This window comes from uncultured Algibacter sp. (assembly GCF_947495925.1).
GTDB lineage: Bacteria > Bacteroidota > Bacteroidia > Flavobacteriales > Flavobacteriaceae > Algibacter_E.
In genome coordinates this window covers 367,782-382,278 of the sequence record NZ_CANMAU010000003.1, presented here as the reverse complement: position 1 = coordinate 382,278, position 14,497 = coordinate 367,782, and the positions used below count along the sequence as shown (strand labels likewise).

The following is a 14,497-nucleotide window of genomic DNA, read 5'->3' as shown; positions in this document are numbered from 1 at the left end:
TAATTAAAATTATCCTATTGTTTTAAAACTCTATTGTAAACCTCTTTTGTATCAATATCGATGTTTTCAAAATCTGGTGAGAGCAGGTTCAAACTGTCTTTATGTTTTTTTAAAATAAACTTCGCTCCATAATCTCCTTTCAAAAGAGCTAATTCCGACAGGTAGCTACTATCTAATAATGCGGGTACTCCAATTTTACCATTATCATATGCTGAAGCAATAATCTTAGCCTCACCATGTTTGAAACTATTAAGCATTTTTCTTAAATAAGTAGTGGTAACAAAAGGTTGATCTGCAAGAATAAATAAGACACCATCAACATTTTCTTTAATCCTTAATATATGATTTACCGCATAGGCAATTGAGGACCCCAATCCCTTATCCCAATTTTTGTTAACAATCACAGAAATAGAATGACCTTCAATAGTATGAGCTATTATTTCACAATGAGCACCAAGAACAACAACAATTTCATCCACATCAGCATTTTTTGCTATTTGAATAGTATGCTTTAGTAATGTGGAATCACCCCAAGATAATAACTGTTTTGGAGTCCCCATTCGACTAGACGCTCCTGCAGCCAAAATAACAATGGTTATATTTGAGTTAATCTGACTCAATCCCTTTTTGAATGAATACTACTAGTCTTTTTGTTTAAAGACATGGGGTGTTGCTGACGTGTATAGGCCAAAATTTCTGAAATAATAGAAACTGCAATTTCTTGAGGTGTTTCTGATCCTATATTAAGTCCTGCAGGACCATGTATAGATTCTAAAAATTCATCTGAAATCTCTGGACAATATTCTATGAGTTGGTCTAATAAATCATCTCTACGTCTTCGAGGCCCTAGTAAACCAATGTAGTTAGGTTTTGTGTTTTTGAGAGCAACCAAATGGCGTAGATCGTAAGCAAAATTATGGGTCATTATTACTACCGCTGTTTGTCCATCAATACTATTTGTATCTAATGCCTCTGGAGTAATAGCATAAAACATGTTCGCTCCTCGAAAATCCTCAATAGATTTTGACTCTGTTGCACCTGCCACAATAGTAACCTCCCACCCTGTTAAGAATGCATATTGACATAATTGAACCGCGTCATGTTCTGCTCCAATTATTAATAATTTAAAACAAGGTTGCATTTCTTGTTTAAAAACGAGCAATGAGTTTGTATCTATTTTATCATTTAAGAAATTAACAGGAAAAGTATGTGTACCTACCTTTAAAAAAGACCCATACTTTGAATTCATACTTTCATCTTTCTCAAAATATGAAAGCACTTCAAAAGATTGTCGTTGCTTTAAGCATTTAAAAAAAACAGCCTCAAAATCTTCGCTTGGGTTAAAAGGTTCAAGCAGTATATACAACACACCTTCGCAGCCTAAACGGTACCTACCATCATATGTCATTAATTTCGACGTCCCCGTTTCAAAGACGGTTTGGGATTGTAGTAGAATTTCTTTTTCAACACAACCTCCACTAACCGCTCCAATCATCTTATCATTTTCCAAAATAAGCATTCTTACTCCAGGTCTACGATATGAAGAACCATCTAATGCAACTACTGAAGCTAAAACAGATTTAAGCCCTTTTTTCTTTCCGTTTATTCCTTCTTCGACAATGTTTTTAAACTCGTGTGTCATACGCTAAAACTAACAAAAAAGCCTTCATAATAAAGGCTCTTTTTACCATAAGTCTGTATAATTTTATCCTAAAACCTTTTCTTCAACATTCATATTTTTCATATATGGCTGTTTAGTTAAACGCTTACCAGTAGCCTTATATATGGCATTTGCAACCGCGGCACCAACAGGTGGTAACGTAGGTTCTCCTAAACCAGTAGGGTCCAAATTACTTTCTACAAAATGAACATCCACCTTTGGAGTTTGCCCCATGCGAATAAGCTGGTATGTGTTAAAATTACTTGATTGAGGCACTCCATTATTAAAGCCAAAATCAGAATACATAGCATGACCTATACCATCTAGAACGCCTCCCCTAATTTGATTCATGGCCCCTAGTGGATTAATAACAATACCACAATCTACCGCGCAAGTTACTTTCTTTACATTTGGAACACCATTTTCCAAAATCACATCTGCTACTTCTGCAACATGCGTGTTATGACAATAGTAAACCGATAATCCTTGATAAACGCCATCAGCTGCTTTACCCCAATTTGATTTTTCAACAGCCAGTTTTAAAACACCTTGCAGACGCTCCGGGCTATATTCAATATTCGGTTCGGGATTGTTTTTTACATTTTCCAACAAATCCATGTGTAACTTTACACGATCTATATTTAAAACCTCTGCGAGTTCATCAAAAAAACTTTGTTCTGCACTCGCTAAGAAATTTGTATAAGGTGCTCTCCAAGCACCCGTAGTAATATTGCTTTTATAATTAGCCGTATCTACTTGATAGTTTTTAACAGCTCCCGCCGGAAAAAAGTTAGGAATTAACCCATACATATTTACATTAATACAAGCTTCCTTTAAATGATACCCCGTTAATTTACCATCTTTTATAGAGGCAGCTATTTTATATTTACTAGCTGGTCTATATACTCCGGTAGTCATATCGTCTTCTCTCGAAGAAACCATTTTAATTGGTTTTTGAATGACATTAGAAATTTCTGCGGCCTCATAAACAAAGTCACCATATAATCGTCTTCCAAAACCACCTCCCATTCTAGTCATTTCCACATGTACATCTTCAATATCTCGCTCCAGTAATTCTGAAACTACTTTCTGCGCCGAAGCGGGTGTTTGGACTGGCCCTACTAAATGAACTTTTTCTGGTGTCACATTAGCAAAGAAATTCATAGGCTCTAAACAATTGTGTGGTAAAAAAGGGGCTTCATAAATCCGCTCTAAAACCGTATCTGCTTCGGCGAAAGCTTTTTTTACATCACCATCAGAACGCTTTGTCGTCAAATCCTTACTATCCAATAAATCCAATAATTCTTTATCATGATTTTCTGTACTTTCAAGCTCCGAATCTTTTTTCCAAATAGCTTTAATTGCTTTTTTACCTTTCATGGCATCCCAAGTAGTTTTTCCAATAACCACTACTTTATCTGTAGTACTCATTTGCATAGACCAATTTGTTTTACCGCTATCTTTAAAAGCTCTTAACTTCTCACCAATGGTTATCACATCAACGACACCTGGTAGAGATCTTGCTCCAGAATCATCAAAAGATTCTAATACCTGACCAAATGCTGGTGGCCTTAAAACTGCCGCATAAAGCATACCTTCTTCTTTATAATCTAAACCATAAAGTGGTTTGCCTGTAATAATTTTATCTATATCAACATTACTTTTTCCTTGACCAATAATTGTAAAATCTTTAGGATCTTTTAAAGTCACCTCTTCAGGCACCTCAAGTAAAGCAGCTTCTAAAACCACATCGCCATAACCCAGTGTTTCATCTTTAGTATTTGTTATTACGCCTTCTTTAACCTTACATTCTGAAGTTTCAATGCCCCATCTTGCCGCGGCTGCATTTACCAACATTTGTTTAGCCGTTGCTCCGGTTTGACGTAAGGCTTCCCAACCATGTCTTATTGACTGACTACCTCCTGCTACCTGCCGGGTATAATTTTTGGTATCTAAAGGCGCTTGAACCACATACACATCATCCCAAGCCACCTCAAGTTCCTCTGCAATAATCATTGGCATTGATGTTTTTACACCTTGACCAATTTCTGGATTTGGTGAAAAAATAGTCACTTTTCCTTCTTCGGAAATTTTAATAAAAGCATTAAAATCACTATAATTTAACTGACTTAAATCTACAGGAAGTTTTGCTTCAGGTTTACAAGCATTGAACAAGTTAAAACCTATAATCATACCACCACTAGCTAGAGCTGATGATTTTAAGAACGATCTTCTACTGAATGTTATTTTTTTTGAAGGTGTCATTTTTTTAATTTATAAGTTAATTAACTCATCTTTTCTGAAGCGACTTTAACAGCTTGCTCGATACTATTATAGGAAGCGCATCTGCAAATATTTCCGTGCATAGCATTTCTTATTTGAGATTCTGTTGGTTTTGGGTTCTTATCCAAAAACGCTGAAGCCGTCATAATTTGTCCGGCCTGACAATACCCACATTGTGGGACATCAATTTCTTTCCAGGCCTGCTGAACAGGATGATCTCCGTGTTCCGAAAGTCCTTCAATTGTAGTTATACTCATACCTTCGGCTTGAGACACCTGTAACAAACAACTACGCATTACATTACCATCCACATGGATATTACAAGCACCGCATTGCCCTATCCCGCAACCATATTTAGTACCCACTAGGTTAATTTTATCCCTAAGCACCCATAGTAAAGGAGTATCCATATCTGCTTCAACAGTATGGGTTTCGTTATTAATTTTCAAATTGAATGTTGGCATATTGTTATATTGAAATTGTTTACTATAAATAATTCTGAAAATACAATAAAATTAAAGTTCTCTTAAAGAATTCGAACTATTTTAACATTGTTTTAGTAAGTTAGAGCAAGAAAGCAAACTTGAACTTCATGACAAGCACAAAACGTATTGGACTTATTCTTGGTCCATTGTTATATATTCTTATCAGATTATTTTTTTCACCTGAAGGTTTACCAGAAGCAGCCAATGGTGTTTTAGCAGCAACAATATGGATAGCCATTTGGTGGATAACAGAAGCTATTCCTATTGCAGCAACAGCCCTCTTACCCATTGTTTTATTCCCATTATCTGGTAGTTTGGACATTACAAATACAACTGCATCATTTGGTCATAAATTTGTGTTCCTATATTTAGGAGGATTCATTATTGCCATTGCGATTGAAAAATGGAATTTACACAAACGCATGGCTTTGAACATTATAAACCTTATTGGTTCTAATGTAAAGAACATTATACTGGGGTTTATGATAGCTACTGCCTTTTTATCTATGTGGATTTCTAATACAGCTACTTCTGTAATGATGCTTCCCATTGGGATAGCTATTATTTCTCAACTAAAGAACAATCCCTCAACAAAAAAAGATGAAAATTTAATTTTCGGTAAGGCCCTTATGCTAGCTATAGCATACAGCGCATCTATTGGAGGAATAGCTACTTTAATTGGCACGCCTCCAAACTTAGTTTTAGCCGGAATTGTATCGGAAACCTATGGTTATGAAATTACATTTTCCCAATGGTTTATTTTTGGTTTTCCTATTTCAGTTTTATTACTTTTTATTTGCTGGAAATATTTAACCTCTTTCGCATTTACTTTTAATCAAAAAGAATTTCCTGGTGGAAAACAAGAAATTAAAAGGTTGTTATCTGCTTTAGGAAAAATGACCTACGAAGAAAAAGCAGTAGCTATAGTATTTGCAGCAACAGCATTTTGTTGGATCACACGTTCATTTCTGCTTAAAAAAATACTACCTCAAATTGATGATACCATAATTGCTATTGGTTTCGCATTAATATTGTTTTTAATCCCTTCCAAATCCAAACACAAAAAACTAATGAGTTGGAAAGACACTAAAAATTTACCATGGGGTATCATTCTGTTATTTGGTGGCGGTATGGCTCTGGCAAAAGGTTTTGAAAGTAGTGGTTTAGCACTTTGGATAGGCAATCAAATGACCACGCTAGAGGGAGTAAGCACCATAGTTTTGATACTGCTACTTATTGCTGCTGTTAACTTTTTAACAGAAATCACCTCAAACCTAGCAACAACTGCCATGCTTTTACCTGTTCTTGCTCCCATGGCATTAACCATTGATATGCACCCATTTATTTTAATGGTTGGCGCTGCCGTAGCAGCTTCTTGTGCTTTTATGCTACCTGTAGCAACACCGCCAAATGCTGTTGTTTTTGGGTCTGGTTATTTGCGTATTCCAGACATGGTAAGCAAAGGCGTTATTATGAATATTGTTTCCATAATTATACTTACCCTTTTTGTGTATTTTGTACTCCCCGAATTATGGAATATTGTTATTGAAGGTTTCCCTGAAAACTTAAAAAACTAGGTGTTTTCTTTTACAAATTCTAGGGCTCTCCTTTCGTTATAGTACACATTCTTTTTGTCAATAAGACCAGAATGTCCACCATGCTCAGGCATTTCTAAAAATAACATGGCATTGTTTTTTGCCTCTTTAACTGGATAGCACTCTGCAGATAAAAATGAATCGTTCAAGGCATTTATAATTAACGTAGGCACCTTAATATTTGGCAAAAATTGCAGACTACTACACTTAGCATAATAATCCAAAGCATCTTCGAACCCGTGAGCTTTCGCAGTGTAAACATCATCAAAATCTAACAACGTTCTAATAGAATCTAATTCTTGTTGGCTTAATTGATCAGGAAATTTTTTTTGCTTAACACTAATTCTAGCTAATAAGGGTTTTAAAAATCTATCATGATATAGGCGGTTCTTGAATGTTAATAAAGCTTTAGCAGATCCTAAAAGATAACAAGGTACCGATACTGTTACTGCTACCTTAATTTCATTTGGTACTTTTCGCTTTTCACCTAAATATTTTAGAATCATATTAGCACCAAGACTAATTCCCTTTAGATAAATTTCAGAGTATCCTTTAACAGTAATTGCATATTCAATCACAGCCTCTAAATCTTCAGTAGCTCCAGAATGATAACTTTTAAATTTCAAATTATCTTCACCACTACAGCCTCTAAAATTTACACATACGGCATCCACACCATTTTTATTAAAAAGTTTTGCAGGCCCTGTCATATATGGTCGTTGGCCATTACCTTCCAATCCGTGAAGCAAAACAATAAGCTTATTAGTTTTCTTTTCGGAATAACTCCAATCTAAATCCATAAAATCACCATCGGGTAATGTAATTCTTTCGCGTTCTTGGTTTAAATGAACACGCCTAACTAAACCTGCATAAACAGTTGAAATAAATCCATTTTTGAAATAAAATGGGGGTTTGTAAGCGGATTTAACTATAGGCATTTAACTTTAAAAATGGCTTAATTAATAATTCAAATTTCACAGGTTTAAATTTATACATAATATTCTGAGTAGCCGTGTTAAAAAGGATTTTAAAAAGATTTACTTTTTAAACTATCTTAGCATGAAATTATACTAATAAACTATTTATTTAAACTATTATGACTACCAAAAATATACTATGTTTTCTTTTCTTAGTGTTAACTGGGGTTAGTTGTGCGGATAAAATTCAAACGCCGTCAGAAGAAACTAAAAAGAATGAAGTTTTTCCTCAAAAGCTCCCTGATCAAAAACCGAATTTCAAATTAAGTAGAGCAATTGAAAGACTTTATGATGCTTACCCAGCTAACCAGCCACAAAAAAACGAGCTATTTTCGCAGTTTAAGTATACTGATGTCAAAGGTTTTGATTATAATAATCATGATGGCACCATTTCTCGCAGAGACCCATCAAAAGTGATTAGATATGATGATAAATATTATGTTTGGTACACCTATAGAAATACACCAACTCCTCCGCAAGGCGCAGCAAAATCTAATGATACGATTCCTTCATCTGATTGGGATTTAGCTGAAATCTGGTACGCAACAAGTACAGATGGATTTAATTGGGATGAACAAGGCGTTGCTATTAAACGACCTGAAAAACCTATTGTTGGTTGGCGCTCTGTAACTACTACAGACATACTAGAATGGAAAGGCAAATATTATTTATACTACCAAGGTTTTATGGAAGCCAGTGGAAAACGTGGTGACGATTGTCCTGTAGCTGTTTCTTATGCAGATTCTCCTGATGGCCCATGGACCCCTTATAATAAGATTGTCATTCCAAACGGAGACGAAGGTGAATGGGATCAATTCTCAATTCACGATCCCTACCCATTGGTACATAATGGTAAAATCTATCTATATTATAAATCTGATTTTGGAGAGCCAGGTCATTGGATAAGAATGCAAGGATTAGCAACTGCCGACAACCCATTAGGGCCATTTACAAAACACCCCTTAAATCCGGTTATTTCATCAGGTCATGAAACTTCACTTTTTCCTTTTGAAGATGGTATTGCTGCTTTAGTCTATAAAGATGGAAATGAACATAATACCATACAGTTTGCAAAAGATGGTGTTAATTTTGAAATAGCCTCAATAACCGAAATGATGCCTTATGCTGCAGCTCCTTTTGTTCCTGATGCTTTTACAGACACTAAAGATGGTAGAGGCATTACCTGGGGCATGGCACATTTTATTGGTGTTAATGGATGGGATACTTTTCATTCCATTTTAACACGTTTTGATTGCGATTTAAGCAAAGATTTAAATGATCCTGAAATGAAAGAACCACGTGTAAAATATACTCCAGAAGATTATTTTAAACGCCGTTTAAGTAAAAAGCAATTAGAGCGCATAGAAAAACAAAATTCTGCGCTACAAAATTAAACGCAATACTTAAAACAAGTCCGGCTATAGGTAATTTCTAATGGTTCTCTAATGAAGTAAACTTAAAATGAGTTCCATCAAATAAGCCCTTATCACTTAGTTTAAGAGAAGGAATTACGAGTAAAGCCATGAAAGACAACGTCATGTAAGGCGCATATAACTGACTTCCCAGTGCTTTGGCATTTTTATCAAGTTCAGCGTATTGGTCGCCTATAGTCTTGCCATCTTTATCACTCATAATGCCGGCTACCGGAAGAGATACTATTTTATTTTCTAAACTGGAAACTGCGCAGATACCGCCTTTACTCTCAATAATTAAATTAACAGCCTTACAAATAGCTTCATCGGTAGTACCAACGGCTATAATATTATGAGAATCGTGACCCACTGATGATGCGATAGCTCCTTCTTTTAAACCGAAATTCTTTATAAAAGCTATGGCCGGTTTTTCATTTTGATATCTATTAACCACGGTCATTTTCAAAACGTCTTTTTCAACATTCGAAACAAGATTCCCATTTTCAATTTTAGCCTCTTCAATAATTTCATTGGTTACTAACTGCCCTTCTAAAGCTTCAATAACTCTAATTTGTTTTGCCGAGGATGCTACTTTAAAATCTAAAACATCTTTTTTATCACAATTAAAATTATTAGGTTTTTCAAATTTTATTGATTCTATTAAAGATTCACCATGATGATAAACCAATTCACCATTTATATAGGTCTGTAGGGTCTTGAAATCCTTTAAATTTTCAACAACAATACAATCTGCAGCATCTCCTACTTGCAATAAACCTACCTCTAAATTATAATGTCTAACTGGGTTAACACAGGCTACTTGTAATATTTTAAAAACATCAATGCCTTTAGCCGCAGCTCGCATACATAGCTGATTCATATGCCCAACCAATAAATCATCAGGGTGTTTATCATCACTACAGAACATCAAATTTTCAAAATGCTCAGGCAACAAATCAATTAAAGCATCAAAGTTTTTTGCAGCACTCCCTTCTCGAATTAATATTTTCATCCCCTTTTTAAGCTTTTCTAAAGCTTCTTCTTGGGTAAAGCATTCATGGTCTGTTGAAATACCAGCTGCAATATATTTAGTAACATCATTTCCTCGTAAACCAGGAGCATGCCCATCAATTGGCTTATTATAATGTTGCGCCCATTTTAACTTTCTTAAAACTTCATTATCATCAAAAAGTACTCCTGGGTAATTCATCATTTCTGCTAAATACTTAATGTCAGGATTTTCAAGAAGTGACTTAATGCCTTTCGAATCTATAATAGCTCCCGCCGACTCAAAATTCGTAGCTGGCACACAAGACGGTGCTCCAAAATTAAATTTTAACGGGACTTTCTTACCATTTTCAATCATAAACTCCACACCAGAAATACCTAAAACATTAGCTATCTCATGCGGATCGGAAACCGTAGCTACTGTGCCATGTTTAACCGCTATCCTAGCAAATTCAGATGGTACAAGCATGGAACTTTCTATATGAATATGGGCATCAATAAAACCTGGAAGGATATAATGATTTACATCGTGCATTTGCTCAGTAATAGAACTTATCTTTCCATTCTTAAAAGTTATTTCTCCTTTAAAAATGCGCTTGTTCTCGATATCTACTATTTGTCCTTGAAGTTTCAATTTGATATTCTGTTCTATACATTCTTAGTTTAAAGAGAATGCAACATTATTTTAATTTGATTTTTAAAATGTTTTTGGTGTTTTCAGTAACCCTGAACCTGTTATCTGCTCTTCTATTAATCACCCAAATGATGGTATTACCTGAGCAAAGTAACCACGTCTTTTCTTTTTCTAGCAAGGAGAGCTTTTCATCCTTAAAATACTTACTAATTTTCTTTTTCCCCGTCATTCCCAAAGGATAAAACACATCGCCTTCCTTATGTTTTCTAATAGTTAATGGAAACTTCAATTTATCCTTGTCTACAAAAATCACGTTAGTCTGTTTATCAAAAAGGGCATCGGCCTCATCAAAAAACAAAGTCCCAAATGTCGTTTGAACTTCCTTTTCATCTGCTAAAACTAAAACCTCCTTAAATACTTCCTCACATATTTCACTTAAAAGTAAATGCGCTCTGTTTTTAATTAATCGATGTGTTGAAGAATGTACTTGCTTTCCCGTTTCAGCATCCAATAAATCTTCAACATCATTCCACTCGGTAAAACCATAATCCTTAAAAACTTCATATAAGTAGGCTTTAGGGTTATTCACTTTTTTAAATTCAGAAATTTTAAACGCTATATGATCATCATCGATGGTTTCAATAGCTCTTTTTAAAACCGCATTAGAGCTTTCTTCTACAATATCGGCAGTATCGTTTAAATTGCTTAAAGTAGATTGAAAGCTAGATAACAAATTAGGATTTATTTCTTTCAAAATAGGAACAACTTCATGTCGTAGTTTATTACGCAAATACTTAACAGATTGATTACTGCTATCCTCTCTCCATTTTATGCGTTGCTCTATTGCAAAACATTCAATATTATGACTAGAAAACGGCAATAGCGGTCGTATAAATACATCATTAATTTCTGGAATACCCGTTAAACCTTCCAAACCAGTTCCTCTGGTGAAATTAATTAGAAAAGTTTCTAAATTATCATCTGCATGGTGAGCTGTTAAAATATAACCAAAACCCAACTGTTCTGATAAATCATTAAACCAACTATATCTCAATTCGCGAGCCGCCATTTGAATAGAACATTTATGCTCTGCGGCGTACTGTTCAGTATCAAAATGTTGCACAAACAACTCCAGATTTAGGCTATCTGCCAGCTGTAAAACAAAATCTTCGTCGGTATCACTTTCAGTACCTCTCAAATTAAAATTACAATGCGCCAAGGCGATATCCAAATCTAATTGATGGCATAAATGGGTTAAAACCACACTATCTATACCGCCAGAAATAGCAATAAGTAATTTACCTTGATTTAAAAAGGAAAGGTGACTTTGAATATGTGTTTTGAATTGATTTAACATGCTTTCAAAGATACAACTTTGACTATTTAAACATACTATCAAATGATATATGTCATAAGTTAAAACTAGGTATTTCGTATTTTTAAAGTATTAATTTTAAAACCGTTTGCTATGTGTTCTCTTGAAAAATTAAACGATAAAGCGACCCAAACAGCATTTAATAACAAAGTTGTATCGGTAACTCAACATTTACAGGCATATACTAAACATAGATTATACATTGCGGAGTCTACTAAAATTATCCCTAAAAACATGTATAAATCCAATGACCTTATTGATGAAGGCATTGCCAAGTTTTATGAAAAAGGTTATGATATTGAGGCAGATGCCGCTTATATTAAAATTGAACTTTTCAAAATAGTTGATACCGATTTAGATGATTTGTTTAAAAAAGAAGCATTCCATCAAAAAACTGTGAGTACAGATTCTATTTTGAAGGACGAACTTGGTGGCTTGGAAGAACAATTTACTGTAGACGAAGATTATGATTTGATAATGCATGATGAATTAAGCGATATATCATATCATCAAGACCAAGAAGAAAAGCATGTTTTTGTTTATGATGATAACAATATGTCGTTACAGAACACTTTTGAAATCTCTGATATTTCCACCAAACGCAATAAACATTTATTAGGAAAATACTATACCTGGTTACCGCTAAGGGTTTCAGATATTGTAGACTTATTTGTTTTTGGAAAGTTATCTTTTCAAGACATTGCACTAGTAAAAAACATCGAAGTAAAACGTGTAGAACGCGTATTAGAACTGGCAATTGAAGATTTTAAGGAACACCTTATTTAGTTCTCCAAAACCATACGCATCGCTTTGGCCTTTACTAGGCACTCTTCATATTCTTTAAGCGCGTCGCTTTTTGCTGTAATAGCTCCGCCTACCGAATATGACACATATTTTTTTGTTTGATTATAAAGAATACTTCGAATAACCACGTTAAAGTCAAAATCTCCTGAGGGCGCAAAATAACCAATCGCACCAGAATACACCCCACGCTTAGACTCTTCAAGGCTTTCAATAATTTTCATTGCCGAAATTTTAGGAGCTCCCGTCATGCTTCCCATAGGGAATGTACTTTTTATAATATCAACAGGATGCGTTTCAGAGCTAACTTTGGATGTAACTGTTGAAATCATTTGATGTACCTGATCAAAAGTATATATTTCGCAGAGTTCTTCAACTTGCACACTGCCTTTTAGGGCGGTTTTAGACAAATCGTTACGAACCAAATCAACTATCATAATATTTTCGCTTCGCTCCTTTTTATCGTTTTTCAAACTAATCATTAAATCTCGATCAACATCCGGATTCATAGCGCGCTTAGCGGTACCTTTTATAGGTTGAGAAATTATATGACTCCCTGCTTTCTTAATGTAACGTTCTGGCGACGAACTCAATATATATTTATCATCAATTTTAACAAAGGCCGCAAACGGAGGCTTCGATATGCTATTCAGTTTTTGATACGTTTCTAAAGGGTTAATTTGAGTATCCTCAGCATAAAACTCTTGGCAAAAATTAGCTTCGTAAATATCACCTCTATGAATACGTTCCAACATATACTCTACTTTTTCAAAATAATCGTCTTTATGAATGCGAAGTTTTATTCTTATATCTTTTTGTACAGTGCCTCGTGGTGCTTCTCTAACGTGTTCAACGGCGTGTAAATCGTCACTAATTTCATCTGAAACAGCATTTAAATAATTTAGCTCTAACTGATTCCCCTTTATTAAAAATAGGCGTTTGGGCTGAAAAAAACATAAGTCTGAAAAGCCTAAACCATCCATGTTTTTAGAGTTTAAAGCTTCAACGTCATTCTTTAAATCATAAGATAAATACCCAAACACCCAATCGTTACAATAAGTCTGATATTCTTTTAATTTTTCAAACCCTTGTTTAAAATCGGTTCTAATACTTGTAAAGGCATCAACAGCAAGAACGGCATCATAACTCGCGTAATTTTGCTTATAATTATTAGAGTCTAACCAAACCACATCATCAAACTGTTGCGCCCAAGTTAAGAGCTTATTCTTAAACTTTGCAACGTCTTGTAATTTATGAATACGAGTGGTTCTCAATAGAAAATAATAAGACACAAAGTTACTTAGAATACTTAAAAAATTAAGATTTTTGTAAATAAGTTTAAAAGAGAAACGCGATGTATACTTTAAAGAACGACATCTTAAAAATTGCAGTAAAAAAAACTGGTGCTGAACTCTGTAAAATAGAGAGTATTAAAAACAATACGGGTTTTATGTGGAATGGCAACCCCGATATTTGGGGGAGTTTTGCTCCTAACCTATTTCCTGTAATTGGGGCTTTAAAAAACAACACCTATGTTTTTAACAATACACCTTATAAACTTCCAAAACATGGTTTTATAAGGCATAATCAAGATATTGTACTTTATAAACAAACGGACAATAGTTTGATTTTTAAACTTACTCATAACGCATCATTATTAAAAATCTATCCATTTAAATTTGAATTTTATTTGGAATTTAAGCTTATTGATAACACCCTTGAAGTCTGTCACACTGTTAAAAATATAGATGAGCAGCCAATTTACTTTTCAATTGGGGGGCATCCTGCATTTAAATGCCCCGTTTTTGAAAATGAATTATATCATGATAATAGTTTAGAATTTGAACACCCCGAAAATTTAAAAACACATCTTATTAATATGGGAAATGGCCTTATTTCTTCCAAAATCAAACCGGTTTTTAACCATTCAAAAACACTCCCTCTTAAACATGATTTATTCAATCAGGATGCACTTATTTTCAAAGATTTAAAATCTAGAAAAGTTACTTTAAAGAGTAAGTTAAGTGGTGCCATATTATCGGTAAGCTTTAACGATTTTGATTATTTAGGCATTTGGGCAAAACCTAATGGTAACTATATTTGCATTGAGCCTTGGCTAGGAATTGCTGATAATGAAAACACCAATCAAGACCTAACAACTAAAGAAGGTATTATAAAACTAGAAGCCAAAAACGACTTTAAAGCCAGTTATACTATTGAAATTAACAAAGCGCATTTACTATAAATAATAAGCTTAACTTTGCGGC

The 14,497-nt window shown here is 34.3% G+C and carries 12 protein-coding genes; 4 read left to right on the top strand and 8 right to left on the bottom strand.

Annotated features, from left to right (window positions below; translation table 11 throughout):
- Positions 1-14: 14 nt before the first annotated feature.
- The 4 genes from Q0857_RS08010 to Q0857_RS07995 all read right to left on the bottom strand — a co-directional run bounded on the left by Q0857_RS08010 (position 15) and on the right by Q0857_RS07995 (position 4,407).
- Entirely contained in the window at positions 15-620 is a 606-nt protein-coding gene (locus Q0857_RS08010) for a nucleotidyltransferase family protein (protein ID WP_298533620.1), read from the bottom strand.
- Positions 617-1,642 carry an XdhC family protein gene (locus Q0857_RS08005; RefSeq protein WP_298533618.1) on the bottom strand — a complete coding sequence of 342 codons (1,026 nt, stop codon included), beginning with the start codon at positions 1,640-1,642 and terminating at the stop codon, positions 617-619. The genes Q0857_RS08010 and Q0857_RS08005 overlap by 4 nt, the downstream gene beginning before the upstream one ends.
- Positions 1,643-1,705: 63 nt before the next feature.
- The gene (locus Q0857_RS08000; protein WP_298533617.1) at positions 1,706-3,925 is read right to left on the bottom strand and encodes a molybdopterin cofactor-binding domain-containing protein; all 2,220 of its coding nucleotides are present in this window, start codon (positions 3,923-3,925) and stop codon (positions 1,706-1,708) included.
- A 20-nt stretch (positions 3,926-3,945) separates the two neighbouring features.
- Positions 3,946-4,407, bottom strand: a complete 462-nt coding sequence (locus Q0857_RS07995) for a (2Fe-2S)-binding protein (protein WP_298533616.1) — start codon at positions 4,405-4,407, stop codon at positions 3,946-3,948.
- Positions 4,408-4,535: 128 nt separating this feature from the next.
- Here Q0857_RS07995 and Q0857_RS07990 point away from each other — a divergent pair, with 128 nt between their 5' ends.
- Positions 4,536-6,005, top strand: a complete 1,470-nt coding sequence (locus Q0857_RS07990; protein WP_298533615.1) for a DASS family sodium-coupled anion symporter — start codon at positions 4,536-4,538, stop codon at positions 6,003-6,005.
- Here the strand turns inward: Q0857_RS07990 and Q0857_RS07985 are convergent.
- Positions 6,002-6,961 (bottom strand): alpha/beta fold hydrolase, encoded by a 960-nt coding sequence (locus Q0857_RS07985; protein ID WP_298533614.1) that lies wholly within the window; start codon positions 6,959-6,961, stop codon positions 6,002-6,004. The two genes, Q0857_RS07990 and Q0857_RS07985, sit on opposite strands and share 4 nt — an antisense overlap.
- Before the next feature lie 158 nt (positions 6,962-7,119).
- Between Q0857_RS07985 and Q0857_RS07980 the strand changes: the two genes are divergently transcribed.
- Positions 7,120-8,394, top strand: a complete 1,275-nt coding sequence (locus Q0857_RS07980) for a family 43 glycosylhydrolase (RefSeq protein ID WP_298533612.1) — start codon at positions 7,120-7,122, stop codon at positions 8,392-8,394.
- 37 nt (positions 8,395-8,431) lie between these two features.
- Here Q0857_RS07980 and ade read toward each other — a convergent pair whose 3' ends face one another.
- Positions 8,432-10,054, bottom strand: a complete 1,623-nt coding sequence (ade, locus tag Q0857_RS07975) for an adenine deaminase (protein WP_298533611.1) — start codon at positions 10,052-10,054, stop codon at positions 8,432-8,434.
- Between the two features lie 46 nt (positions 10,055-10,100).
- The gene (gene tilS, locus Q0857_RS07970; RefSeq protein WP_298533609.1) at positions 10,101-11,411 is read right to left on the bottom strand and encodes a tRNA lysidine(34) synthetase TilS; all 1,311 of its coding nucleotides are present in this window, start codon (positions 11,409-11,411) and stop codon (positions 10,101-10,103) included.
- Positions 11,412-11,522: 111 nt separating this feature from the next.
- Here tilS and Q0857_RS07965 point away from each other — a divergent pair, with 111 nt between their 5' ends.
- Complete coding sequence (locus Q0857_RS07965; protein ID WP_298533607.1) at positions 11,523-12,215, top strand: hypothetical protein; 693 nt, start codon at positions 11,523-11,525, stop codon at positions 12,213-12,215.
- Here the strand turns inward: Q0857_RS07965 and pabB are convergent.
- Positions 12,212-13,504 carry an aminodeoxychorismate synthase component I gene (gene pabB, locus Q0857_RS07960; RefSeq protein WP_298533606.1) on the bottom strand — a complete coding sequence of 431 codons (1,293 nt, stop codon included), beginning with the start codon at positions 13,502-13,504 and terminating at the stop codon, positions 12,212-12,214. The genes Q0857_RS07965 and pabB overlap by 4 nt on opposite strands.
- Positions 13,505-13,584: 80 nt before the next feature.
- On the opposite strand from pabB, the gene Q0857_RS07955 reads away from it, so the two are divergent.
- Positions 13,585-14,475 carry an aldose 1-epimerase family protein gene (locus Q0857_RS07955; RefSeq protein WP_298533605.1) on the top strand — a complete coding sequence of 297 codons (891 nt, stop codon included), beginning with the start codon at positions 13,585-13,587 and terminating at the stop codon, positions 14,473-14,475.
- Positions 14,476-14,497: the final 22 nt, after the last annotated feature.